This is a genomic window from Streptomyces sp. MUM 2J (assembly GCF_022414535.1).
In the GTDB taxonomy this organism is placed as follows: Bacteria; Actinomycetota; Actinomycetes; order Streptomycetales; family Streptomycetaceae; genus Streptomyces.
Genome location: NZ_JADWYM010000027.1, coordinates 1 through 24,721 on the forward strand (window position 1 = coordinate 1; position 24,721 = coordinate 24,721).

At 72.9% G+C, this 24,721-nt stretch carries 24 protein-coding genes and 1 pseudogene; 16 read left to right on the top strand and 9 right to left on the bottom strand.

The annotated features are described in order from the left end of the window. Positions 1-129 precede the first annotated feature (129 nt). Positions 130-342, bottom strand: a complete 213-nt coding sequence (locus tag I3F54_RS21160) for a ferredoxin (RefSeq protein ID WP_240120404.1) — start codon at positions 340-342, stop codon at positions 130-132. Positions 343-354: 12 nt separating this feature from the next. Continuing rightward, the gene (locus I3F54_RS21165; protein WP_240120405.1) at positions 355-1,614 is read right to left on the bottom strand and encodes a cytochrome P450; all 1,260 of its coding nucleotides are present in this window, start codon (positions 1,612-1,614) and stop codon (positions 355-357) included. Positions 1,615-1,996: 382 nt separating this feature from the next. Between I3F54_RS21165 and I3F54_RS21170 the strand changes: the two are divergent. Next, positions 1,997-2,431, top strand: a pseudogene (locus I3F54_RS21170) (nitroreductase family deazaflavin-dependent oxidoreductase); the annotation flags it as partial. A gap of 144 nt (positions 2,432-2,575) precedes the next feature. Here I3F54_RS21170 and I3F54_RS32135 read toward each other — a convergent pair. Further along, the gene (locus I3F54_RS32135) at positions 2,576-2,710 is read right to left on the bottom strand and encodes a hypothetical protein (protein WP_275676579.1); all 135 of its coding nucleotides are present in this window, start codon (positions 2,708-2,710) and stop codon (positions 2,576-2,578) included. A gap of 528 nt (positions 2,711-3,238) precedes the next feature. On the opposite strand from I3F54_RS32135, the gene I3F54_RS21180 reads away from it, so the two are divergent. Further along, a complete protein-coding gene (locus I3F54_RS21180) occupies positions 3,239-3,538 on the top strand; it encodes a DUF4235 domain-containing protein (protein ID WP_240120406.1) in 300 nt (99 codons plus the stop codon). Between the two features lie 85 nt (positions 3,539-3,623). On the opposite strand, the gene I3F54_RS21185 is transcribed toward I3F54_RS21180, so the two are convergent. Further along, positions 3,624-4,088 (bottom strand): pyridoxamine 5'-phosphate oxidase family protein, encoded by a 465-nt coding sequence (locus I3F54_RS21185; RefSeq protein WP_240120407.1) that lies wholly within the window; start codon positions 4,086-4,088, stop codon positions 3,624-3,626. 161 nt (positions 4,089-4,249) lie between these two features. Between I3F54_RS21185 and I3F54_RS21190 the strand changes: the two genes are divergently transcribed. From I3F54_RS21190 to I3F54_RS21200, 3 genes are all read left to right on the top strand, one after another. Then, positions 4,250-5,476: a CdaR family transcriptional regulator gene (locus I3F54_RS21190; RefSeq protein ID WP_240120408.1), complete on the top strand. Its 1,227-nt coding sequence runs from the start codon at positions 4,250-4,252 to the stop codon at positions 5,474-5,476. A gap of 356 nt (positions 5,477-5,832) precedes the next feature. Beyond that, positions 5,833-6,213, top strand: a complete 381-nt coding sequence (locus I3F54_RS21195; RefSeq protein WP_240120409.1) for an anti-sigma factor antagonist — start codon at positions 5,833-5,835, stop codon at positions 6,211-6,213. Between the two features lie 261 nt (positions 6,214-6,474). Further along, positions 6,475-6,648, top strand: coding sequence for a hypothetical protein (locus I3F54_RS21200; protein WP_240120410.1), 174 nt, complete (start codon positions 6,475-6,477; stop codon positions 6,646-6,648). A 126-nt stretch (positions 6,649-6,774) separates the two neighbouring features. Here the strand turns inward: I3F54_RS21200 and I3F54_RS21205 are convergent, their stop codons facing one another. Beyond that, on the bottom strand, positions 6,775-7,011 hold the full coding sequence (locus I3F54_RS21205) for a hypothetical protein (protein ID WP_240120411.1): 237 nt from the start codon (positions 7,009-7,011) through the stop codon (positions 6,775-6,777). Positions 7,012-7,524: 513 nt separating this feature from the next. On the opposite strand from I3F54_RS21205, the gene I3F54_RS21210 reads away from it, so the two are divergent. Both I3F54_RS21210 and I3F54_RS21215 read left to right on the top strand, forming a co-directional pair. Beyond that, entirely contained in the window at positions 7,525-8,586 is a 1,062-nt protein-coding gene (locus tag I3F54_RS21210; RefSeq protein WP_240120412.1) for a PHP domain-containing protein, read from the top strand. A gap of 293 nt (positions 8,587-8,879) precedes the next feature. Then, the gene (locus tag I3F54_RS21215; RefSeq protein ID WP_240120413.1) at positions 8,880-9,854 is read left to right on the top strand and encodes an SDR family NAD(P)-dependent oxidoreductase; all 975 of its coding nucleotides are present in this window, start codon (positions 8,880-8,882) and stop codon (positions 9,852-9,854) included. A gap of 150 nt (positions 9,855-10,004) precedes the next feature. Here I3F54_RS21215 and I3F54_RS21220 read toward each other — a convergent pair whose 3' ends face one another. Then, complete coding sequence (locus tag I3F54_RS21220; protein WP_240120414.1) at positions 10,005-11,294, bottom strand: ROK family transcriptional regulator; 1,290 nt, start codon at positions 11,292-11,294, stop codon at positions 10,005-10,007. Positions 11,295-11,736: 442 nt separating this feature from the next. Next, positions 11,737-13,446: a CdaR family transcriptional regulator gene (locus I3F54_RS32395; protein WP_240120415.1), complete on the bottom strand. Its 1,710-nt coding sequence runs from the start codon at positions 13,444-13,446 to the stop codon at positions 11,737-11,739. A gap of 478 nt (positions 13,447-13,924) precedes the next feature. Between I3F54_RS32395 and I3F54_RS21230 the strand changes: the two genes are divergently transcribed. From I3F54_RS21230 to I3F54_RS21270, 9 genes are all read left to right on the top strand, one after another. Then, on the top strand, positions 13,925-15,094 hold the full coding sequence (locus I3F54_RS21230) for a branched-chain amino acid ABC transporter substrate-binding protein (protein ID WP_240120416.1): 1,170 nt from the start codon (positions 13,925-13,927) through the stop codon (positions 15,092-15,094). Positions 15,095-15,154: 60 nt separating this feature from the next. Beyond that, positions 15,155-16,048, top strand: coding sequence for a branched-chain amino acid ABC transporter permease (locus tag I3F54_RS21235; protein ID WP_240120417.1), 894 nt, complete (start codon positions 15,155-15,157; stop codon positions 16,046-16,048). Between the two features lie 20 nt (positions 16,049-16,068). Then, complete coding sequence (locus I3F54_RS21240) at positions 16,069-17,109, top strand: branched-chain amino acid ABC transporter permease (protein ID WP_240120418.1); 1,041 nt, start codon at positions 16,069-16,071, stop codon at positions 17,107-17,109. Continuing rightward, entirely contained in the window at positions 17,106-17,933 is an 828-nt protein-coding gene (locus I3F54_RS21245) for an ABC transporter ATP-binding protein (RefSeq protein ID WP_240120419.1), read from the top strand. Before I3F54_RS21240 ends, I3F54_RS21245 begins: the two co-directional genes overlap by 4 nt. Continuing rightward, positions 17,920-18,633, top strand: coding sequence for an ABC transporter ATP-binding protein (locus I3F54_RS21250; protein WP_240120420.1), 714 nt, complete (start codon positions 17,920-17,922; stop codon positions 18,631-18,633). Before I3F54_RS21245 ends, I3F54_RS21250 begins: the two co-directional genes overlap by 14 nt. 241 nt (positions 18,634-18,874) lie before the next feature. Then, entirely contained in the window at positions 18,875-19,375 is a 501-nt protein-coding gene (locus I3F54_RS21255; protein WP_240120421.1) for an FBP domain-containing protein, read from the top strand. A gap of 213 nt (positions 19,376-19,588) precedes the next feature. Then, positions 19,589-20,842, top strand: coding sequence for an aromatic acid exporter family protein (locus I3F54_RS21260; protein ID WP_240120422.1), 1,254 nt, complete (start codon positions 19,589-19,591; stop codon positions 20,840-20,842). A 70-nt stretch (positions 20,843-20,912) separates the two neighbouring features. Then, a complete protein-coding gene (locus I3F54_RS21265; RefSeq protein ID WP_240120423.1) occupies positions 20,913-21,959 on the top strand; it encodes a hypothetical protein in 1,047 nt (348 codons plus the stop codon). Between the two features lie 114 nt (positions 21,960-22,073). Beyond that, the gene (locus I3F54_RS21270; protein WP_240120482.1) at positions 22,074-23,279 is read left to right on the top strand and encodes a lactonase family protein; all 1,206 of its coding nucleotides are present in this window, start codon (positions 22,074-22,076) and stop codon (positions 23,277-23,279) included. Here the strand turns inward: I3F54_RS21270 and I3F54_RS21275 are convergent. Continuing rightward, positions 23,247-23,972 carry a DUF2470 domain-containing protein gene (locus tag I3F54_RS21275; protein ID WP_240120424.1) on the bottom strand — a complete coding sequence of 242 codons (726 nt, stop codon included), beginning with the start codon at positions 23,970-23,972 and terminating at the stop codon, positions 23,247-23,249. The genes I3F54_RS21270 and I3F54_RS21275 overlap by 33 nt on opposite strands. A 99-nt stretch (positions 23,973-24,071) precedes the next feature. After that, positions 24,072-24,680 carry a TetR/AcrR family transcriptional regulator gene (locus I3F54_RS21280; protein WP_240120425.1) on the bottom strand — a complete coding sequence of 203 codons (609 nt, stop codon included), beginning with the start codon at positions 24,678-24,680 and terminating at the stop codon, positions 24,072-24,074. Positions 24,681-24,721: the final 41 nt, after the last annotated feature.

Below are 24,721 nucleotides of genomic sequence, written 5' to 3' on the forward strand. Positions count from 1 at the left end.
GTGCTCGTCGACGACGTGATGACGACGGGCGCCTCGCTCGCTGAGGCCGCGCGTGCCGTGCGGGCGGTGGGCGGTGGTGGACCGGGACGCCGTGAGTGCCGCTGTCCCTGGGTGCGCGAGTCGTGGACGTCAACTTCCTTCCGGAGACAGGGTGATGGCCCCGACCGGGCAGGCACGGGCGGCTTCCCGCGCCATCGCGTCACCGCGGCCGTCCTCCCGGCCCGGCAGCAGCGCGCTGTACCCGTCGTCGTCCTGGGTGAAGACGGCCGGAGCGGCCAGGGCGCACTGACCCGCCCCGATGCAGACGTCCCGGTCGATGTCGATGCGTGTGCCGGTGCGCATGTGCGGAACCTCCTACCAGGTCACGGGGAGTTCCAGCATCCCCTGGATCGTGTCGCCGGGCTTGAAGGGGATCCGGTCGGCGGGGACGGCCAGACGCAGGCCGGGCAGCCGCACGAAGAGGGTCCGCAGGGCGATCTCCAGTTCGGCACGGGCCAGGTTCTGGCCGAGGCACTGGTGGATGCCGAAGCCGAAGGCGACATGGTGGCGGGCCGGGCGGTGGAAGTCCAGGGCGTCCGGGTCGGCGTAGACGGTGTCGTCGCGATTGATGACCGAGGTCGAGAAGAGCACCCCTTCGCCTGCCCGGATCACCGTCCCGGCGACCTCGATGTCCTCGGTTGCCATCCGCGACAGGCCGTCGGCGATCGACAGCATCCGCATCAGCTCCTCCACGGCCGCCGGCACCAGCTCGGGGTCACGGCGCAGCTCGGCCAGCCGGTCGGGGTGACGCAGGAGGGTATAGGTGCCCAGGGAGATCATGTTCGCGGTGGTCTCGTGACCCGCGACGAGCAGGATGATCGCCAGGGCGACCAGCTCGTCCCGGTCGATGCGGCCCTCGCGCAGCTGCTCGTGGACGAGGTCGTCGAGGATGCCGTCGCCGCGCGGTCCCGTGCGTTTGCGGTCGATCAGTGCGCCGAGGTACTCGCCCAGCCGGTCGCGCGCCTCCAGCGAGTCGTCGACCCCGGGGCCACGCAACAGCAGCCGGGACTGCTCCTCGAAGAACGCGTGGTCGGCGTAGGACACCCCGAGCAGGGAGCAGATGACCATCGACGGTACCGGCAGCGCGAAGGCGGCGACCAGGTCGGCGGGCGGGCCCTCGGCGATCATCGCGTCGAGGCGCTCGTCGACGACGCGCTGGACGCCGGGCCTGAGGGCCGTGGCGCGCCTGAGGGTGAAGCTGGGCACGAGCATGCGTCGCTGGGTGCGGTGCTCGGGGTCGTCCACGCCCAGCAGGGCGATCCTGCGCCGCCGCGCCGCCTTGAAGCGGGCGGCGGTCGCGGGGAAGCCGGGGCGGGTGCGATCGGCCGTCAGGCGGGGGTCGGCGAGCAGCGCGCGGGCCGCGGCGTGGCCGGCGACCAGCCAGGCGGGGCGGCCGTCGAAGAGGGTGATCCGGGTCAGCGGCCGGGCGGCGCGCAGCGGTTCGTAGGCGGCGGGCGGGTGGTAGGGGCAGGTCCGGTCCTGCGGGAAGGCGACGGGGGCCGACGGTTCCGGCGCGGAGGCGGCTGAAGCGGTGGTGGAGGCGGCGGAGGCGGAAGGGGTGGACGACGCCGTCATGGCAGACCTCGCAGAGGAAGAGTGCGTTCCGTTCACTATTAGATGCCTTGGGCACCTATAAGGTGATGCGCAGTTCGGCCAGATCGGTGACGGCACCGATCTGGCCGAACCGAGCCGGTCCGGCGCCGCACCGAGGCGGAGGAGCGTGCGCCGGCGGGGGCCGGGCCTGGCGCGAAGGCACCGCCCGGGGAAGCCCGGAACCCGCCGGATACCGCCCCACACCCCGGCGCGCGTACAGCGGTGCCGGGACCGGCGCGCCGGAGGCGCCCACCGGGGCGGATGAAACGCGGCGCGGGGTGTGTTGAACCGCTCGCGAACCGAGTGATCCCTGCCGGATCCCCGCCGGGTGGCGGGGCGGCACGACGATGAGGGACGGATGCCCATGCCCTTCGACGGCGAGTACGAGCCCAGCCCGACCCCGTGGGTGCGCAAGCAGGTGGAGGTGTACGAGAGTTCCGGCGGCACCGAGGGAACCACGCTGCAGAACACCGGGATGCCGGTGGTGATCGTCACGACGCTGGGTGCCCGGAGCGGGAAGGTCCGCAAGACTCCGGTGATGCGGGTGGAGCACGAGGGTCGGTACGCCGCGGTCGCCTCGCTCGGCGGGGCGCCCCGGCACCCGGTCTGGTACCACAACCTCAAGGCGGACCCGCGTGCCGAGCTGCAGGACGGTCCGCACCGGCAGGACGTCGTCGCCCGAGAGGTGACGGGCGACGAGAAGGACGAGTGGTGGGAGCGGGCCGTGGCCGCCTTCCCGCAGTACGCCGACTACCGAACGAGGACGTCCCGGGAGATCCCCGTGTTCGTGCTGGAGCCGGGCGGCTGGCCGGACGCGGAGAACGGGGCACGGCCGGCGAACGGGCGCGGGGACGGGGACCGGAACGGCGGGACGAATGTGAAAACCGAATAGAAAAATCTGTTCCCGGCGCGCATGGACCGCCGCGTGCCGGGCACTTGACTGTCAGGCCCCGCCGCGTTCCCCCGTCGCGGCGGGGCTCTCGTACGGCTCCCTCGCCGAGCGGTCGGTGATGCCGAGGAAGGCATCCGGCGACGCGGGCACGGCGTGCGGGACGGTCCGCTCGACGCGGGCGACCACCGGCGCCGTCCATGCCGGTCTCCCTGGTGAACGGCGCCGCCGCGCCGTCGATGTCCGGCCGGCGCCGGGGCCGCCCCTCCCGGCCCACCGCCCCGCCGATCAGCAGGTCGCGGGCGTCCGGGCCGAGCCGGTGGGCGACGTCAACGAGCCGTGGCACGCTCCGTCTCCGTTCGCTCCGGTCGATTCTGCGGCAGCCACGGGACGTTGGCGAAGGGCCCACGCGCTGCGGGGGCTGTGCCCCCACCTCTTCGGAAGTCCGGATTTCGGCGGCACGGCGCCCCTCGACCGTCCAGTGAGCGGGACCGCCTCACGGCGCACCCCGGCATCGGCCCGCCGCAGAGCGTCCGGCCGGGACCGGCTCTCGCGGGACGGCGGGCCCCGCACGGCAGGGAGCGGCCGTGCGGGCGGCCGTGCGGGGATGGCACGCCACCGGGCCCGGTCTCCGCGCGTGAGGCGGTTCCGGGGCCGGGGCAGGCATGATCGGGGCAGACCGTCCGCACATCCCTCTGTACAGGAGAAGGAGTTCCAGTGGGCAAGAAGAAGACAAGGCTCCCCCTCGCCTACCAGCCCGTCGGGTTCGTGCTCGGCTGGGCCGGCGGCGTGCTGGCCGGGCTCGCCTTCCGCAAGACGTGGAAGGCGATCCGGCACGAGGACGACGCGCCCGACGCGCTCGACCCGGACCGCGGCTGGGGGGAGATCCTGCTGGCCGCCGCGCTCCAGGGCGCGATCTTCGCGGTGGTGCGCAGTGCGGTGGACCGCACCGGGGCGAAGGCCGTCGCACGTTCGACGGGTGTCTGGCCGGCCAAGGACAAGGGCGGCAAGGACTGAGCCCCGCCGCCGGGGGGCGCCGTCGCGGGTGAGGGGTCCGGGACGGGACGGCTCCCGCCCCCGGACGTCGGGGGTCACCGCGGATTCATTCAGCCACCAGCCACTTGGCGTCCCGCATCAGCTCCCGACCGCCGGGCCCGTCGGCTTCGCGCCAGGCCTGGATGCGGTGCGGGTGAACACGGAAGTACAGGAAGGGCGCGGCTTCCTCACGCGGGTCGAAGCCGGTCTTGCCCGCGAAGATCTCCGCGTCCTCCTCGGGCAGATCGGCGGGCGGTACGGCGGTGGCGGTGCCCTCCACGAGCACGACGTCGCGGGGCTCGCCGACCGCGAGCCGGACCGCCCCGGTGCCGCGAAGGTTCCGGCCGGTCGGGCTGTCGGCGGGTGTGGCCAGCAGCAGGACGGCACCGTCCCAGACGAACGGCAGCGGCATCAGATGGGGGGCGCCTCCGTGTTCGCCGGCCGTGGCGACCCAGGCGTCGACGTCGTGTTCGAGGCGGTGCAGGGTGTCGAGCCTGCGCTGTTTCCCCGTGCGGGCGGGTGGTGGCGTCATGGTCCCAGTGTGACCGCCTTCCCCGCCTGCGGCGGGTTGTGTGCAGGGCGTGCCGCGCGCCCGGTCGCACGCGCCGGCCTGTCCCCCGGTGACAAACGACACCCGGTCGACTGTCCGTTCTCGATGAGCACCCGCGAGTTACCGGCGGGTATCGTCTCAAGGTGTCGAAGAGAGCCGCACCGGTCAGCGAGGAACCAGAGGGCCCGTTCCGGGCTCTTCCGCCCGGCCTGCACGCGCAGTTGAGACCGTACTTCGCCGATGTCGCGGAGGAGGTCGTCGAGGCGATCCGCACGGAGATCCCGGAGTACGCCCGTCCGGCGGACGACACGTACATGCAGGGGGTGCACCGGGGGGTGGACCACGCGCTCCAGGGGTTCCTGGAGCGCATGGCGACGCCGGACACCGACTGGGAGCCGGTGAGGGCGACGTACGAGCGCATCGGACGCGGCGAGGCGGAGGAGGGGCGCAGCCTGGACTCCTTCCAGGCCGCGCTGCGACTGGGCGCGCGGGTGACGTGGCGCCGGGTCAACGCGCTCGTGGACGCCGGGCTACTGCCGCGTACCGTGCTCGGCGCCTTCGGTGAGGCGTTGTTCGTCCACCTGGACAGGATGGCGGCGGCGACGACCGCGGGATACACCGAGGCACGGATGCACGCCGCCGGCGAGTTGCAGCAGCGCCGCTCCCGGCTGGTCGACCTGCTCACCGCCGACCCTCCGGCCTCCGCGGAGGCCATCACCGACCTGGCGCACACGGCGGGGTGGCCGGTGCCGCGGGCGATGGCGGTGGTGGCGATCGACAGCGCGGCGCTGCCGGTGGCGCAGCCGATCGTGCCACCGGAGTTCCTCGCCCGGTTCGACATGCAGCCGGCCGTGCTGGTCGTTCCCGACCCGGAGGGTCCGGGGCGGGCCCGTGACGTGGCCGGGGTGCTGAACGGGCTGCCCGCCGCGATGGGCCCGTCGGTACCCCTGCCCGAGGGGGCGCGGTCGCTGCGATGGGCGGCTGAGGCGATGGAGTTGATGCGCAAGGGGGTCCTCTCGGGCACCGGCCTGATCCGCTGCCGGGACCACCTCTCCACGTTGCTGCTGCTGCGGGACGACACCCTGGTCGACGCGATGACGGAGCGCTGGCTGGGTCCGCTCGCGCAGGTGCGCCCACCGCAGCGGGAGCGGCTCGCGGAGACCCTGCTCGCATGGCTGGGCAGTGGCCGCAACGCCAACGAGGTTGCGGACCGGCTCGCCGTGCATCCTCAGACGGTGCGCTACCGGATGCGCCGCTTGGAGGATCTCTTCGGACGCAGACTCGCGGACCCGTCAGCCCAGTTCGAGATGCAACTGGCTCTGCGGGCGCACGAGCTGCGCCGCCGCGCCCCGGTGGATGCCACGGAGTGACGGAGCGGGACCCGCGGCCGCGCCGCCCGTGGCGGCCGAGGGCACCGGAGCCGTCGCGCGGGTCGGCCGCCTCCCCACGCGCCCGGGCCGGAGGCCGTCGGGCGCAGTCGTCGGCACGGCTCCGACGCGGCGGGCTGCCCGCCGGTCCCCGTCCCCGCCGCGGCTTCCCCGACGGCCGGACCCGGCCCGTCGGTACTCTGCGCCGTGTCACTTCGCTCACGATTCGAAAGAAGTCAGTCGCAATTCGACGACATATGTCAATCGAACATGCTCAAATACATTCGCCCGAGGGTAACTTGCAGGACGGGAAACCCAGTTGGTCTCCCCGACCCCCAGCCGCTGGAGGCGATGTCGTCGTGCAGCACGATCCCGCACCGCGCACCCCGCATCTGCGCGTCCGCCGCGCCCACGGCTACACGGTGCTGGAGTTCGCGGGCGAGATCGACATCGCGGCCGCGGCCGAGATCGCACCCCACCTGGACTGCGCGACGGCGGGCGACCGGCCGCACGTCGTGATCGACCTGACGCGGGTCGAGTTCTTCGACTGCTCGGGGCTGCGCCTGCTGTACCGGGCCCGGAGCAGGACACTGGACCGCAACGGCCGGATCCATCTGGTGTGCACGCACCAGCTGACCCTGCGGATGCTGCGCCTCACCGGACTCGCCCGCCTGTTGCCGCCGCGCCCCACGGTGGCGGCCGCGCTGGGCTGCCCGGAGGCGACTTCCGACATGGTGTGACCGGCTCATTCGGACCCCGGCACCGCCGGCCACGAAGGGATGTCCGCGAGGGGCTGCCGCCGTCCGGGGGCATCGTCGGGCGCGGGGCAGCGCCCTCTACCTCCCGGGCGACGGCGCGCCGCGCATTCCGCGAAGACGGCGTGCGGCCCGGTCGACGCGCACACACTCGTCCCGCATTCGGGCGTCCGCGGCCACGAGGCCGTCGTGGGGCGACCCGCCCGAGTGGGCCGGGGGACGATGTCCGGGGTCATCATCAGACGGGTGGGCGCCCGGCTGCCCGACGGGGTCTCCGTCATGCTGCCGACGGTGCTCCTGGGCTGGACGGCCGTGCCGCTGATGGAAACCGTCCTGAGCTACCGGGCACGCAGACTGCTCCGCGTCCACCGCGCCCTGCACGACCGGCTGTCGTTCACCCGGGTGCACTCCGCCCGCTGAGCCTCGCCGCTCGTCTCGTCGTCCGCCGGGGGCGAGACAGGTGTCCGGGGCGCCGCCGGAGTCCTGCCGGTGCGGCACCGGGGTGGGCGTTCCGGGCGTCGGCGGCGGGCGGGACGGCGCGTCACCCTAGCGCGGGACCCAGGTGAACTTGTCTCCGCCCACCCAGCGGACGACGTCCGGGTCGTCCAGGTCGTGGACCGGAATGCCGTACGCGGCAGCGACCTCCAGGACGTCGGTGATGGCCGTCGCCTGCCCGACCACCTGGCCGTCGATCTCCACGATGCGGAACGGCGGCGTACCCGGCTGGACCCCGAGCACCAGGATCCGCGGGCGGGACATGTGTGGGCTCGAAACTTCCGTCATGTCATCGAGGGTAAAGCGGAATCCGCAGAAACGGCGCCCCCGGATCATGCGTCGACGAACTCGGGAACGAGTGGTCCCGACGCCCCCCGCGCCGCCGGTGTCCGGGGGGAGCCGCGCTCGTCCAGCGGAGTGGGCGCGGGTGCGCTGGTCCGGCCGCGCGCGAGCGGCTCGGGAACGCGCGGGCCGGTACGCGGAACCCGCACCCGCGGGAGGGGACGGCGAGGCTCCGGCCCCCTCCGTGGCGGCCCGCACGGTCTGCCGGTGCCGGGCCCGCGGTAGCGGCCCGCACCGTTCCGGAATCCGTGCCGGCGCTCACGGCCACCGCACGGCGGGGGCGGCGTCGCCGAGGGCGAGGGGCGGTCATGACGATCCACCGCACCGCGCCGGTGCCCCGTCCGCCGTACGGGCGCCCCGGACACCCGCCCGGCGGACGGGGCACCGGGGCGCCACGGGGACGGGCCCTCGCCGTGCGGCGCGCCGTGCGGTGGGGAACCCTGGGAGCAGGAGGTGGCGATGGACCCCGTGGCGGCCCTGGACCGGATCGCCTTCCTGCTGGAGCGCTCCCTGGCACCGACGTACCGCGTACGCGCCTTCCGCACCGCGGCCCGCGTGGTGCGGGAGCTGCCCGGGACGGAGCTGCACGAGCGGGTGGCGGCCGGGACCCTGGAGGCGCTGCGCGGGGTGGGTCCGAAGACGGCCCAGGTGGTGCGGGAAGCCCTCGACGGGCAGGTGCCCGGCTATCTGGAGAAGCTGGAGGGCGCGGCCGGCACGGCGGCGCCGGCCGCGCAGGGCGGGGAGGGGCTGCGGGCACTGCTGCGCGGTGACTGCCACCTTCACTCGGACTGGTCCGACGGCGGCAGCCCGATCGAGGAGATGGGGCGCACCGCGGCCGCGCTCGGCCACGAGTGGGCGGTGCTCACCGACCACTCGCCGCGTTTGACCGTGGCCCGCGGCCTGTCGGCGGAGCGGCTGCGCGAGCAGTTGACGGTGGTCGCCCGGCTCAACGAGTCGTGGGCGCCGTTCCGGCTGCTGACCGGCATCGAGTGCGACATCCTCGACGACGGTTCGCTCGACCAGGATCCGCAGATCCTCGCACGCCTGGACGTCGTGGTCGTGTCCGTCCACTCCAAGCTGCGCATGGACCTCCGGTCGATGACCCGGCGCATGGTGGCAGCGGTACGCAATCCGCACGCCGACGTGCTGGGCCACTGCACCGGGCGGCTGGTCACGGGGCGGGGGCGGCCGGAGTCGCAGTTCGACGCCGGCGAGGTGTTCGCGGCGTGCGCGGAGTCGGGTACCGCGGTGGAGATCAACAGCCGTCCGGAACGGCTGGACCCGCCACGCCGGCTGCTGCGGAGGGCGGTCGGGGCCGGCGTGCTGTTCTCGGTGGACACGGACGCACACGCACCGGGCCAGCTCGACTGGCAGATCAACGGCTGCGCGCGGGCCGAGGAGTGCGGAGTGCCGCCCGAACGGGTGGTCACCACGTGGTCGGCCGATGCCCTGCTGACGTGGACCCACGAGGGACGAACCCCGGCCGACGGTACCCGGGCGGCGGCCGGAACGGGCCGGTGAGGCGGGTCAGCCACCCACAGGGGCAGGTCCGGGAACACCGGAAGGCGGTTCGCCGTTGAAAGAACTGTGGGTGCGCGCGGAACGCCGATGGGCCCCGCAGTCGCGCACAGGCGGTTGTCCGGCAGAGGCGCTGTGGAGCCCCTCGCCGGGAGGCGACCGCCAACCCGAACCCACCCTCCGGGCGAGCCCCGGCCGTGATCCCCCCGTCCGGCCGGGGCTCTCTTCTGCCCGCACGGCATCCCGCCCGAGCCGTCCTTGACTTCGAGCGCGCTCGAATACGTAGCGTGCCGGACATGAGCGACACCGCACAGCACAGGATCGGCTCGGGCTTCGGCGCCCGGAGCACCGCAGACGACGTTCTCCGGGGGATCGACCTGACGGGCAGGCTCGCGCTCGTGACCGGCGGCTACTCCGGTCTCGGGCTGGAGACCACCAGGGCACTGGTCCGGGCGGGCGCCCGCGTCGTGGTGCCCGCCCGGCGCCCGGACACCGCACGCGAGAACCTGGCCGGGCTGCCCGGCACCGAGGTGGACGAACTGGACCTCGGCGACCTGGACAGCGTCCGGGCCTTCGCCGAACGGTTCCTCGCCTCCGGCCGCAGCCTCGACATCGTCATCGGCAACGCCGGGATCATGGCCTGCCCCGAGACGCGGGTCGGGCCCGGCTGGGAGGCGCAGTTCGCCACCAACCACCTCGGCCACTTCGCCCTCGTCAACCGGCTCTGGCCGGCGATCGAGCCGGGCGGCGCCCGCGTGGTCTCCGTCTCCTCGCGCGGCCACCACCTCTCCGGCATCCGCTGGGACGACCCGCACTGGCAGCACGGATACGACAAGTGGGCGGCCTACGGCCAGGCGAAGACGGCGAACGTGCTGTTCGCCGTGCAGCTCGACCGGCTGGCCCGGGACCGCGGGGTGCGCGCCTTCGCGCTCCACCCCGGCGGCATCCTCACCCCGCTCCAGCGTCACCTGACCAGGGAGGAGATGGTCGGACTCGGCTGGATCGACGAGGACGGCAACGCGCTCGACCCGGCGGCCTTCAAGACGCCGGAGCAGGGAGCGGCCACCCAGGTCTGGGCCGCGACCTCGCCGCGGCTGGACGGCATGGGCGGCGTCTACCTGGAGGACTGCGACATCGCCGAACCGGCGCCCGCCGACGGCGCACGGTCCGGGGTCAAGGACTGGGCCACCGACCCCGAGCAGGCGGCCCGCCTGTGGACGCTGTCGGCGCGGGCCACGGGAGTCGACGCCCTCGCGACGGACAAGCCCTGACCGTCACGCCGGTCCCCGGCGCCACGGGCCGGTGAGGCGTCCCTGCCTCCGTACGGGGCGGCTCCGCGCTCTCTCGGCCCGTCCAGAACGGACCGGAGCGCGGTCCGCGCCGTCGGCGACGAGTAGGTGGGGTGTGCCTCCGTCGAGACCTCAGTGCGGGGCCCGCTCCGCCAGCGCGGTACGCCAGGCCGGTGCCGGTCCCTCGGGCTCCGGTTCCCGTCGGCGGCCGCCGCGCGCGAAGAAGTCGGCGAGCGGGAGGATCGCGGCGCCCACGGTGACCGCGTCGGGGCCGAGCCGGCCCAGCTCCACGGTGACCCGCTCGGCGGGGTGGCGCAACGCGTAGGCGGCGGCATGGCGCCGTACGGCGGGCAGGAAGCGGGCGCCGAGCTGGAGCCCCGCCCATCCGCCGATGAGGATCCGCTCGGGCCGGAAGAGATTGATCAGGTCGGAGAGTCCGGCGCCGAGGTACTCGGCGGTCTCCTCCAGGACGGCGAGGGCGACGGGGTCGGGCTCGGTGCCCTCGGCAGGGTAGGCGGCGGCGAGCATCGCCGTCAGCGCAGCTTCCTCGTCGGTGCCGGGCGGCGGGGTGCCGCCCTCCTCCTGCCAGCGGGCGAGCAGGGACTCGGCACCCGCGTAGGCCTCCAGGCAGCCGAGCGCCCCGCAGCGGCAGCGGCGCCCCCGGACCCGTACGGTCAGATGGCCCCACTCGACCGCCCGTCCGCTGTCGACGTCGGGGGTGACCAGGCAGGCGCCGACACCGGAGCCGAAGAGGACGACGGCGGCGTTGCGGGCGCCGCGCCCGCCGCCGAACCACATCTCGGCCTGGCCGAGGGTCCTGGCACCGTTGTCGATGAAGTACGGCACGGTCGGGGGCAGCGGGGAGCCGTCGCGCAGCAGGCTCTCCAGCGGCACGGCGTCCCAGCCGATGGTCTGTCCGTGCACGACGGCACCGTGCACGGGGTCACGTTCGACGATGCCGGGGACTCCTGTACCGACTCCGAGGAGCTGCTCGGGTCCGGTGCCCGCCGCGGAGAGCACCTCGGCGATGCCGTCGCGGATGTGCCCGACGATCACCTCGACGTCGTAGCGCTGGTGTTCCAGTGGGCGTTCGGCGCGGGCGAGTTCGGTGAGACCCAGGTCGAACAGCTCGATGCGGACCCGGGTCTCGCCGACGTCGACGCCGATCATGTGTCCGCTGCCGGGTGCCACCCGGAGCAGGGTGCGTGGCCGGCCGCCGTCCGAGTCGACGCTGCCGGCTTCCTCCAGCAGGCCGTCGGCGACGAGGTCGGCGACGACGTTGCTGACGGAGCCGGAGCTGAGGCCGGTGGCCGGGCCGAGCTCGAAACGGCTGAGCGGTCCGTCGAAGTAGAGCCGCTGCAGTACGGCCGTGCGGTTGGCCCGCCTGAGGTCGCGTACCGTGCGCCCGTTGCGCCCCGCCATGTGACTCCCTCCGAACCGTGCTCGACCTGCACTCTATCGCCGCGCGGTGCGGAAGGACACCTTCTCCCGGTACTTAATTCATGCAGAGAACTAAGCAGGGCGAAACCGCGGTGCCGCACTCGTCACGTGCGGCGGCGGGCCGGCAAGCGGCCACGCCCGGGCGGGAGGGGGCTGCCGGTCGCGGGCGTTTTCCGCACGGGGCACGGGACTCCGGCGCCTCGCCGGGCGCCGCGCTCCCACCCCGCTTCGGCACCGTCCCGCCGCCTCTCCCTCTCGGCCGGCCCCAGTGCACTCTCGCGGCGTGCCGTCCGGCGGCGACCGGCTCCTCCCCCGCGGCCGTCTCGTCGAGCGGTCGCCACGAGCGGTCGCCGTACAGGGTACGGAACGGCGCTCCCGGTCGGCGACACCGCCCCGCGGGCCACCGGCCCGGCGTGCGCCGGGGTCAGGAGAACGGCTCTGCCAGCTTCCTGCGGCGGTGCAGGGCGAGCTGCAGTTCGAGGAGCAGCCGGTCGGAGGGATCGCCCAGGTCCAGTCCGACGATGTCCTCGACCCTGCGGATTCGGTAACGCATCGTGTTCGGGTGCACCTGGAGCGCCGCCGCGGCCTGACGGACGTCCCCGTGCCGGGCGAGATAGGCTTCGGCGCTCTCCCACAGGCTCGACGCGTGTCTGAGGTCGTAGTCGAACAGTACGTCGAGACGTGGATCGTACAGTTCGGGTCGCCGGCCGATGAGGTCGAGGATCTCACCGAGCAGCACCGCCGTGCGGGATTCGTCCAGCGTGGTCACTCTGCCTTCCGGGAAGGTGGCGGCAGTGCCGTCGAGGACCCGGTCGACCTCGGTCCGCGCTGCGGCCACCTGTCCCAGGTCCATCACGTGGATGGCGACCGCGGCACGCAACACGACCGACCGTTTCGCCTCGACATCGTCGACGAGCTGCCGCGCCCACGCGGAGACGGTGCTCGCCGACTTGTACCCGGGCAGCAGTACGTAGGCGCGCCTGCCGATGACCGTGGCCACCGAGTCATGGCGGAACGAGCTCGCGTGCAGCCGGATCATGCTCCCCACACCGGCGAACCCGTCGGCCGGTCCCGCGTTCCCGGTGAGGGCGAAACCGACCACCGCGGCCGGTCCGGTGACCGGTAGGCTGAGGGCGCCGACCAGCGACGGGACGTCCACGCCTCCGCCACGTGCGCCGAACAGACGCTGGATCAGCAGGCCCTCCGTGGAAGGGGCGTTGTGGCTGCGCCAGATGATGCGGGCGGCGATCGCCGACGCTCCGCGCAGCACGTCCGGGGCGTCGGCGGTGAAGGGTTCGGCGCCCTGCTGCAACCAGATGGAGCCGAGCATCCTCGGCGCGGCTGAGCCTTCGTCGGACGGCTGCCGGATGCTGACCACCAGCCGTCGCTCGGTGGCGAGCTGGCTGTGCGCCGGCACGTCGATGACCTCGTCGCTCTCGCGCAGCCGGTGAAACACACCCCATTGCTCCAGCGCCCGAAGGTAGTCGCGCGGGCCCTCCCGGCCGAGGATCGACAGGGTGCGCAGTTCGTCGGCGGATTCGTTGGAGGCCGAGTAGGCCAGCACGTGCGACTGCGCGTCCTCGATCGAGACCAGGCCACCGGCGTTCTGCGCGACCATCTGGGCGAGGCCGAACAGGTCGGTGTCCATCGCGAGCAGATCCGGCTCCCCCAGGGCGGCCTGGTGCCGGCGCGAGCGGTCGAGCACACCCTTCACCAGCGGCAGCACGTGGTCCCACCGGGCCTTCGGGTGCACCTCCAAGAGGGCCACGCCGGCCTGGCGCGCCGCGGACTGCAGTACGCCCGACCCGGCGGCGTTCTTCGACATGACCGCTGCCGGCCGGTGCTCGGGGGAGCGCTGCGCGACCTCGTCGAACCAGCGCACGGCGTCGGCGTTCGTCACACCGGCGTGCAGGTAGAGGTCGGGCACCGGAGCGTGCGTTCCGGCCTCGGCCAGCAGGTCCGAACCGTCGACGAGCGCCACTGAGGAGATCATGACGTCCTCACCCGCGGGGGCGCCGACCACCCGGACGACGGCCGTGTCGAGAGCGCTCAGCATCTCACGCAGCGTGATGGCTTCCGTCGGGCCGGTGTCTGCGGCCGACGCGCGGGGACGTGCTTGACGGTCGGTGATCACGGCACGCCTCCAGGCCTGGACGCCGACTGCGTTCGGCCAACAGTACACGCCGCGTTTTGGCCAACGGGACAACATGACGGCTTCAGATTTGTTCCACCGGCTCATGGCTTGGTTTGCGTTCTCGTGTTGACTACGGGCCAGCTCCCAGCCGCGGCGACGACCTCGGCGTGAGCCGGGGCGTGCCGGGCCACGCCGCGTTCCTCCGCCCCGTCCCGCCGCGGGACCACCTGCCGGAATCGCAGACACCGCTGCACCGCAACCACCCATGCCCACAAGGCAGATCCATCACGGCGCCGACCGCGAGCCAGGAGGGGGATGTGGCGTACGCCCCCGTACGCCCCGTTCACCCGCAACGCCGGGCTGGCGGTGACCGCGCCGAGCTTCCGAGAACCGGAAGATCCGTTTTCTTGAGGATTGACGACCTGACCGGTGACGGAACCGTTTCCGTCGCGACGACCAGCAGAGACGGGTGTATGACGTGAGAACCGCGAGAGGTACGAAGACAGGCGTCGCCGCCGCGTTCGCCGCGGCAGCCCTGGTGCTGACCGGCTGCCAGGGCGCGCTCGGCAGCGGCGGCAAGGATTCCGACGGCCCGATCACGCTCGGCATGGCGATACCCATCTCGGGCAGCAGCGCCGCGGCCGGCCCCTACATGAAGAACGGTGCCCAGCTGGCGATCGACGAGATCAACGCCGACGGCGGGGTGCTCGGCCGCAAGCTGAAGCTGAACGTGCAGGACAGCGCGTGCGACCCGAAGACCGCGGTCACCGCGGCGAACAAGCTGGTCGCGGCGGGCGTCACCGTGTCGGTCGGCGGATACTGCTCGTCGGCCACGCTGCCGACCCTGTCGGTGTTCGACAAGGCTGACATCCCGATGGTGGTCCCCGCGGCGAACTCGGGCGACCTGGTCGCGCAGAAGCTGCCGAACGTGTTCCTCATCAACGGTACCGGTGCGCAGCAGGCGCAGGCCGCGGTCGAGTGGATGAGCAGGCAGAAGGCCACGCGGGTGGCACTGCTCGATGACAACACCAGCTACTCCACCGACATCACCAAGCGCACCAGGGCCGACATCGAAGAGGGCGGCTCCGGCATGAAGATGGTGCTGAAGGAGTCGGTGAACGCGGGAGAGAGCGACTACGGCTCGAACGTCGACGCCATCGTGAAGGCCAAGCCCGACTTCGTGTACTGGACCGGCTACTACCAGGAGGGCGGCCTGCTCATCCGGCAGCTGCGCCAGGCCGGCTACAAGGGCGACATCATGGTCGCCGACGGCAACGTGGACGCCAAGCTCATCAGCATCGCCGGGAAGGGCAACGCCCAGGGCGTGTACGCCACCATGACCGAGACGCCCGACACCATCGAGGGCGCGAGCAACTGGATCTCCGACTACAAGGAGAAGTTCGGCTCCGAGCCCGGCCCCTACGCGCTGCAGTCCTACGACGCGGTGCGCGTGGCCGCCAAGGCGATCGAGGACGCGGACGGCACGGACGGAAAGAAGATCATGGACGCGTTGACGCAGATCGACGGGTTCAAGCTGTTCTCCGGCCCGCTCAAGTTCACCTCGAACCACACCCTGTCGCAGGGCGGCTTCCGCATCCTGCGGGTGTCGGACACCACGTTCACGCTCGTCGACGACCTCCAGTCCTGAGCACAGCAGCGCGCGGCGGGCCCGCGGTCCGGGTCCGCCACCGCTCCTGAGGGGAATGACATGCTTCAGATCATCTGGAACGGCCTGTTCGTGGGTTCGTTCTACGCATTGGTCGCCCTCGGCTACAGCATGGTCTACGGGATCATGAAGCTGCTGAACTTCGCCCACGGCGACCTCTACATGCTGGGTGCGTTCATCGGATTCGCACTGCTCAGCTCGTTCAGCGGCTTCACGGCGTCCCTGTCGCTGGTGGCACTGCTCGTGGTACTGGTGCTGTCCATGGTCGGCACCGGCCTGGCCGGAGTGGCGATCGAACGCGTCGCCTACCGGCCGCTGCGCGGCGCGCCACGGCTGTCGCTGCTGATCACCGCGGTCGGCGCGTCGTTCGCGCTGGAGTACGGGATGCGCATCGTGGCCGGGCCCAACCCGGAGGTGTACCCGGTACGCCTGGGCAGTTCGTCCCTGCATGTGCTCGGCGTCCGGATCAGCGTCTCCCAGATCGTGCTCATCGGGATCGCGATCGCGCTCATGGTCGGGCTCAACACACTGGTGATGCGCTCGCGGCAGGGCCGGGCGATGCGGGCGATCGCGCTGGACCCGGTGGCCAGCCGGCTGATGGGTATCGACGTGAACCGGGTCGTCGCCCAGGCGTTCTTCATCGGGTCCGCGCTCGCCGGCGCCGCCGGCGTGATGGCGGGCTCCTACTACGGCAGCATCAACTTCCTGATGGGCTTCATCATCGGGCTCAAGGCGTTCACCGCGGCGGTGATCGGCGGGATCGGCAACTTCAAGGGCGCCATGCTCGGTGGCGTGGTACTCGGCCTGCTCGAATCAGTCGGGACGCACTTCCTCGGCGGGCAGTGGCGCGACGTGTTCGCGTTCGCCTTCCTCATCCTGTTCCTGACCGTGCGGCCCACCGGCCTGCTCGGCGAGCGCGTCACGGAGCGTGTGTGATGGCGGCGACAACCAGAACGGTGAAGACACCGACGCGGCCGGCCGGACGGACCAGAGACGCCGCCGGGGCGTTCCTGCGCAGCCGCTGGATCGGTCCGGTCGGACTGCTCATCGGCCTCGCCGGGCCGCTGATCATCGCCACGCCGTACGCGATGAACGTGATGACCGGCACCCTCGTCTTCGTGATGCTGGCGGTCGGGCTCAACATCGTGGTGGGGCAGTGCGGGCTGCTCGACCTGGGGTACGCCGCGTTCTTCGCGGTAGGTGCCTACACCAGCGGGGTGATCTCCACCCGGCTGCACTGGCCGCTGCTGGCCACCGTGCCGTTCGTGATCATAGTGACCGTGGTCGCCGGCATCGTCATCGGCGGACCCACTCTGCGCCTGCGCAGCGACTACCTGGCGATCGTGACGCTGGGGTTCGGCGAGATCATCCGGATCACCGCCAACAACATCAGCGTCACCGGAGGCCCGGAAGGCATCTACGGCATTCCCGGCCTGTCGGTCGCCGGAGTGGACCTGAGCGGTTCGATCACGTTCTACTACGTGGTGCTCGGCATCGTGTCCGTCGCCGTGCTCGGCGCGAACAGGCTCATCCGTTCACGGCTCGGCCGGGCGTGGCGGTTCATCCGCGAGGACGAGGACGCCGCCGAGGCCATGGGGGTGCACACCTACCGGGTGAAGCTCGCCGCCTATGTCGCCGGCGCCATCTGGGGCGGGCTGGCCGGGGTGCTGTTCGCGGCGCAGCTGTCGGCGATCTCGCCGGCGAGTTTCACCTTCCTGCAGTCCGCGCTGGTGCTGATGGCCGTGGTGCTCGGCGGCATGGGCTCCACCCCGGGCGTGGTGCTCGGCGCGGTGTTCGTCAGCGTGCTGCCCGAGGTGCTGCGCGAGTTCGCCGACTACCGGTACTTCCTGTTCGGTGTGCTGCTGATCGTGGTCATGGTGCTCCGGCCGCAGGGGGTCTGGCCGGTGCGCACCCGCGAACCGGACCGCACCGCCCGCCGATCGAAACCAGCGGCCCCCGTGGGCAACGAATCCGAGGGCGAGGTGAGCGTGCCATGACCGCACTGCTCGAAGTGGCCGACCTGCACCTGGCGTTCGGCGGGGTGAGAGCCGTCGACGGGCTGAGCTTCGAAGTGGGCGAGGCGGAGATCGTGTCGGTGATCGGCCCCAACGGCGCCGGCAAGACGTCCGCGTTCAACTGCATCACCGGCTTCTACCGTCCCACCAGCGGGCGGATCACGATCGGCGGCGCCGACGTGACCCGCATGCGCACGTCCGCGATCGCGACGCGGGGCGTATCCCGCACCTTCCAGAACGTGCGTCTCTTCGGCGACCTGCCGGTGCTCGACAACGTCCGTGCGGGCACCCATCTGTGGCTGCGCCAGCACGTGTTCGACGCGCTGCTGCACACGCCCCGCTACCGGCGGAGCGAGCAGGAGGCAACCGACGAGGCACACCGGTGGCTCGACTTCGTCGGGCTGCAAGGCGACCGAGCCGGCGCGGCACGCAACCTGCCGTACGGCGAACAGCGCCGGGTGGAGATCGCGCGCGCTCTGGCGCGCCGCCCCAGACTGCTGCTGCTCGACGAGCCCGCGGCCGGTCTCAACCACGGCGAGAAGCTCGAACTGCTCGACCTGATCCGGCGTATCCGCGCACTCGGCACCGGGATCGTGCTGATCGAGCACGACATGGGCCTGGTCATGGAGGTGTCGGAGCGGGTGGTCGTCCTCAATTTCGGCAAGGAGATCGCGGACGGCACACCCGAGCAGGTGCGGCGCGACCCCGCGGTGATCGAGGCGTACCTCGGCAGCGACGACGAAGCGACCGGGGACGAGGGAACGGCTGGGGACACAGGAGAGGAGACCGTCCGTGCCGACGCTTGAAATCGACGGGATCGAGGTTTCCTACGGTGGGGTGCGGGCTCTGCGGGGCATGTCGCTGCGGGTGGACGACGGCGAGATCGTCGCGCTGCTCGGCAACAACGGCGCGGGCAAGACCAGCACGCTGTCCGCGGTGTCCGGTCTGGTCCGCCCGTCCGGCGGCCGGATCGCCTTCGACGGTCAGGACATCACCCGCGCCGCACCGCCGGACATCGTCGGCATGGGACTGGTGCACGTACCCGAGGGCCGGCGCATCTTCTCCACCCTCAGCGTGCAGGAGAACCTGCAACTCGGCGGCTACCTGCTGCGCGACCAAGCGGAGATCAAGCGGCGCATCGGCCGCGTCTACGACCTGCTGCCCCGGCTCGCCGAGCGCCGCGACCAGCAGGGCGGCACGCTGTCCGGCGGGGAGCAGCAGATGCTCGCGGTCGGCCGCGCGATCGTCGCCGGACCACGGCTGCTGATGCTCGACGAGCCGTCGATGGGGCTTGCCCCGCTCGTGGTGGCCGCGGTGATGAAGGTGATCGCCGAGATCAACGCCTCCGGCACCTCGGTGCTGCTGGTCGAGCAGAACGCCAGGGCAGCGCTGAAGATCGCGCACCGCGGCTACGTGGTCGAGAACGGTCACTGCGTCATGCACGCCCCGGCAGCGGAACTGGCCGAGGACGATCGCGTGGTCGAGGCGTACCTCGGGGGCGCGTGAGGAGACCCGGGGCCCGTGGACGCAGGAGAACCGGGGAACCGGTGAGGCCGCCTCGGGATCGGTGTTCATCAGGGTGGAAGGAGTGGGTGTTCGCGGGGGCCGTGCCGTCGTCGTGCAAGCGGCACGGGTACCCCGTCGAGGCCGTAATTCACTCGCCCTCCCCTCGGCGTCCGCCTAGCCTGAGGCCAGAAACCTAGAGCCCCTAGGTTTTCTGTCCGTGCACGATCACGAAAGCCCTACCATGAGACCACTCACCGAGCGGGACATCCGCGGCTCCTTCGTCAACTGCTCGCAGGGCGAGGCCAAGCGCCTGACGGTCCCGCGCGATCTCAACGAGCAGCCCTGGGCCGATCTCGACTTCCTCGGGTGGCGCGATCCGGGCGCCCCCGACCGCAGTTACCTCGTCACCGAGCGGCACGACCGGCTGGTGGGGGTGACCATGCGGTTCCCGCCGGCACAGCGCGGCTTCCTCCAGCGGAGCCTGTGCTCGCTGTGCCTGACCTCGCACCCGCGGGGCGGCGTGTCGCTGATGACGGCCCGCAAGGCGGGCGCGGCCGGGCGGGAGGGGAACTCGGCGGGCCTGTACATGTGCACCGACCTCGCCTGTTCCCTCCACATCCGCGGGAAGAGGCTCCCGGACACGGCGCAGCGGTTCGAGGAGAACCTCACCCTGGAGGAGCAGATCGCCCGGATGCGGGGACACCTGTTCGCCTTCCTCGACCGGCTCGGCGCCCGGCCCTGACGTCCCCTCCGGCCCGCGGGCGGGAACCGTCCGGCGCAACGCCCGGCGTGCCTTCCGCGCGTCCGGCGGCCTCCGGCGCACCATCCGAAGGCCCCCGGTGCCCCGCCCGAAGGCCTCCGCCGCCACCGGAGGCCCACCTCCTGAGGGCGGCCGCCGACCGCCGGGAGCCGCACGGGAGTTCGACAGGGCCGCGGAAAGGGAACAGGCCAAGCGATGCAACGTGTAAGGGAGCGGGCCGGCACCGTGGGGCGGCTCGTGCGGCGGGGCCGGGAGCCCGTGGTCGTACAGGCGCTGCGGTCGGCGACCGCCGCGACGATCGCGTACGTCGTCGCCCTGCGCCTCAGTCCGGAACCGGCCCCGCTGACCGCGCCCCTGACCGCGCTCCTGGTCGTCCAGGTCACCCTGTTCGCCACGCTCACCAACGGCATCCGCCGGGTCAACGCGGTGGTGGCGGGTGTTCTGGTGGCCATCGCCTTCAGCCTGCTGGTGGGCCTGACCTGGTGGAGCCTCGCCCTGCTGATCGTGGCGTCGCTGGCGGTCGGCCATCTGGTGCGCGTCGACGAGTACGTGCCCGAGGTGGCGATCAGCGCCATGCTCGTCCTCGGCGTCACCACGGTCGGCGACACCGCCTGGGCGCGGGTGCTGGAGACGCTGATCGGCGCGGTCGTCGGGCTCGGCGTCAATGTGCTGCTGCCCCCGCCGGTGTGGGTGGGCGAGGCGGGCGAGTCGATCGAAGGCCTGGCGCGCCGGATGCGGCAGCTGATGCTCCGGGTGGGCGAGCAGGCCGCCGGCCGGACACCGTTCGAACTGGCGGCGGCCCGGCTGCACGAGGCACGCCGCCTCGACCACGCGATCGTCGAGGTGGACGCCGCGCTGCGGCAGGCCGAGGACAGCCTCCGGCTCAACCCCCGGGTACGGGAGGGACTGCTGCACCGGGTCGTCCTGCGCACCGGACTGGACACGCTGGAGATCTGCACCGTCGTGCTGCGCGTGCTCGCCCGCACCCTCACCGACCTGGCCAAGGAACGCGACCCCGAGCCGCTGTTCCCGCCCGAGACCGGCGCGGCCGTCGAACAGGTCCTGGCGGAGGTGGCCGACGCGGTGGTGAGCTTCGCGGTGCTGGTGACCACCCATGTCAGCCGCAGCGCCGAGTCGGCCGAGGAGCGCCTCGCCGCGGAGCTGCACCAGGCCACGGCCACCCGCGACAAGCTCGCCCAGCTGCTGCTGGAGGAGGTCCGGCACGACGCCCGCCAGTGGCAGCTGCACGGGGCGGTGCTGACCGAGGTGGACCGCATGCTGGACGAGCTGGACACCGAGCACCGCACGCGCCGGCTGTTCGAGGAGTTGGACCGGCACTCCCAGGAGCTGCGCGACCGGAAGCTGTCCGTGCCGTGGCTGCGCGAGCGGGTCCGCCGCCTGGAACGGCGGTGGCGGAACCGGAGGGGGACCGCCGTGCGTTCTCCGTGACAGTACGGCCGCGTCCGCGGTGGGGCATCGCGGACGCAGGGTCCACGAGACGATCGAGGGGGACGGGCGGATGACGGATGTGCGGCTCGACGGGAACACCCTGCGGCTGCCGGGCGGGGTGGCGGTCCGGTTCGTGCGCACCCTGCGGCTGCCCGAGACGGGCACGCATCCGCTGCCGCCGGGGCTCGGTGAGTTCCCCGTGCGCCGGGTCGCCGACCACCTGGACACCGTGCCCGAGGCATGGCGCTCGCGTGGCGGTGTGATGCTGCCGGTGTATCTGCGGGAGGCCATGTGGCTGAGCTTCGCCGGCACCACCGAGCCGGCCGCCCTCCAGGTCGGGGCCGGCAAGGTGTGCGCGGTATCGGGCCGGCCCTGGACCGGCCGGCTCTCCCGGCGTCCGCAGAACTACCTGGTGCTCCCCCGCCAGCCCTGGCTGGACGGCATCAACTCCGGCAAGGGCACGGTCCGCCAGTTCGTCGCGGTGCCGCTCGGGCTGGGCGCCACGGTGGAGGGCCAGGTCACCGGCGAGGAGGTGTGGGGCGGCGTCCAGTTGCAGTCCTTCCCGCTCGTCGAGCGCGCGCTGGCCCGGTGGCGCGAGGAGGAGCGCCGCCGGGCGGAGCGTCACCGGGTGCACCCGTTCGGCGGGTACGGCGGCCCGCAGTCGGCCACCGGTGCCTTCCTCGCCACCCCGGCCGCGGCCCCCGGGGCGGCCCCGGGGGCCGCGCCCCGCGCCGCCGCGGCGATGGGCCTCGGCGTCGGCGGGTCGATGCGCCAGGAGGTCTACCGCGACGACCGGCCGCTGACGGACTGGGCGGTGGAGCCCTCCGGCCGGGTCTTCGTGCACCTGGTGACGCCGCCGGAGTGGCGGCGCATCACCGGCGAGGAGCCGCCGCCCTCCCCCGTGGACCGGGCCGCCTACACCCGGGCGGGACTGCCCTGGTACGACTACTACGACGAAGGCGCCGAGGATCTCGCCCCGGCGGAGGCCCTCGGGGCCGTCCAGCCGGTCGGCGACTGGCTCGGCGACGATCACGAGCCCTGGCAGGATCCGGCTCCGCACCAGGTCAAGCCGCTGGGGGACGTGCAGGGTGAGCCGGTGTCCGACGGCGACTGGTGACGTTCCGCCGCCCGCCCCGCGCACGTGCCGGGGACCGCGAGGTTTGCGTCCGGGGGTCCACGCGGGTCAGGGTGACCGTCACAACCGGGACGGACGACCACCCGAGGTGCGCGGATAGTGGACGGTGCAGGAGCCGAGCGCGGGGGCTGGAGCAGGCGGCGCTTCGTGGGCACGCTGGGCGGAGCGGCCGCGGCCGTGAGCGGCTGCGGGGACGCTCCCGCCTCCCCGGCTCCGTCCGGTGCTGAGCCCGCGCCGGCGACACGGACCGCCGTCCCGTCCGCCGGGCCCCGCCCCGGTCCCCGCCCTCTGTGGCTGGGCACCTACACCTCGGCCGACGGCGGCGGGCGGGGCATCGGCGTCGCCGTCTACGACCCCGGGACGGGACACGTCACGGGCACCGGCGCCGTCGCGGGCGTGGCCGACCCGTCGTACCTGGCCGCGCATCCCGACGGACGGACGCTGTACGCGGTGAGCGAGCGCGAGCACGGCGCGGTGAGCGCTGTGCGGCTCGCCGACCGCAGGGTGCTGGGCAGCCGGTCCACCGGTGGGTCGGGGCCCTGCCACGTGTCGGTGCACCCGGCAGGGCGCTGGCTGCTGAGCGCGAACTACGGCTCGGGCAGCGTGGCCGTGCACCCGATCGACGCCGACGGCGCGCCGGGCGAGCGCACCGACCTGGTGGTCCTTTCCCGCCCGGACGGCCCGGACCGGCGGCAACCGCGCGCCCACCAGGTCGTCACCGCGCCCGGTGGAACGCATGTCCTCGCCGTCGACCTGGGCACCGACTCGGTGCACACCTACCGCCTCGACCCGCGTGCCGGCCGGCTGTCCGCGGTGGCGCGGGCCCGCACCGAGCCGGGTGCGGGCCCGCGCCATCTGACCTTCCATCCGGGCGGGCGGTACGCGTATCTGGCCAACGAGAGCGACGACACGATCGCGGTGTGCGCCTGGGATCCCTCCACCGGGCGGCTGACGGTCGGCGAGCCGCAGGCGACGGGCTCGGGCACGGGGACCAACTATCCGGCGCAGATCCTGGTGACGGCGGACGGCTCGTACGCGTATCTCGCCAACCGGGGCCACGACAGCATCGCCCGGTACGCCGTGGAGGCGGACGGGGCGAGGCTGAGGCTGCTGGGCACGGTGCCGGTGGCCGGCGCCTTCCCCCGGCACATCGCCTTCTCGCCGGACGGGCGGCTGCTGTTCGCCGCGAACCAGCGGTCCGGCTCGGTCAGCGTGTTCCACGTGGACGGGAACACCGGCGGTTTGCGGCTCGCCGGTGCGCCGTTCGCCTCACCCGTCGCCGTCTGTGCGGTGCCGCTGTAGCGCGCGCGGGCAGGTCGCGGCGCTCGCCCGGGCGAGCAGGACGTGCATGCGCTCGGCGAGCTGCGCGGTGTCGTCCGCGGGGGCGTGGAAGGTCAGGCGCACGTCGCCGTGGGTACGGGCGCGTTCGATGCGCAGCGTCAGTCCGTGCCGGTCCACGGCGAGAGGACGGACCCGGACGGCGCCGTGCAGACTGTCGCGGTCGACGAGACGGGTGAGCCGTTCCACGGCGTCGGGGTGGGCGCCGGCGAGATGGGTGAGCAGCCGGGCCTCGGCAGCGGCCAGTGGGTCGGGTTCGGCGGCGGCGTAGTCGGCGAGGCCGACGACGGCCATGCCGGCGGGTCGGCGCAGCGCGACGCGGGCGGGCCGGAGGAGGACGTGGCCGTCCTCGCGCGTGAGCCGGCCGGCCAGCCAGAGCCGGGCCCGGATGCGGTGGCGCACGGGCACGGGGGACACGTCGGCGAACTCCAGCACGGTGGACACCTCGCCGCGCGGTGCGCACAGGGCGGTCGCGGCCAGGGCACTGTCCTCGGGCACGTGCAGCAGGATCCGGCCGTCCTCGGCCACGACGTGCGCGCCCGCCAGTTCCTCGCGGACGCCGCCCGCGGACACCGCGCAGGACCATGCCGCGGCGAGCACCGACCGGGCCCGCTCCGCCGCGGCGGGCGCTGCCGTCCAGGTGTGCCTGTCACCCATCCCAACCTCCATTAGGTAAGCCTTGCCTAACCTATCGAAGATCGAGGGGTACGCCAAGCAGGCCCCTCCGCGCGCGGCGAGGCACTGGAGGGGACGAGATCAGGGCGCCAGGGCTCCCAGCAGCGCACGGGCGCACAGGTCGCGCACCTGCGCCCGGTCCAGCTCCGCTCCCCGCAGCCACTCCAGGCACACGGCGGTGGTGAAGGCCAGCCAGCCGCGCACGGCGAGACGGGCGTCGGGGCGGCCCGAGACGACCGGCCCGAACTCGGGGTCGGCCGCCAGCGCCGCCAGGATCTGGCGTTCCTGGGCGGCCAGGGCACGCCGGTAGACACGGCGCACGACCTGGTCCCCGGCGGCATCGGCACGATGGAAGGCGCGGTAACCGTGGGCGTGCGCCTGGACGTGCTCCAGGTAGGCGTCGAGAGCGGCGGCGAGCTGCTCGCGCACCGGCACGCCGGGCTCGGCGGCCGTCATGCGGAGCATCCGCTCGCTCTCCCGCTCGACGACGGCTGCGAAGAAGTCCCGCTTCGTCGGGAAGTAGTGGTAGAGCAGCCCGCGGGAGACACCGGCGATCTCGGCGACCTGCTCGATCCACACGTCGTCGTACGGACGCTCCGAGAACAGCCGAGCGCCCACCGACAGCAGTTGTTCCCGGCGTTCGGCGGTGCTGAGCCGGCGACGGGTGCGTCCACCCCGGTTCGCGACCATGCGCGCACTCTACTTGACGTGGATTCAACAACGGGAGCAGA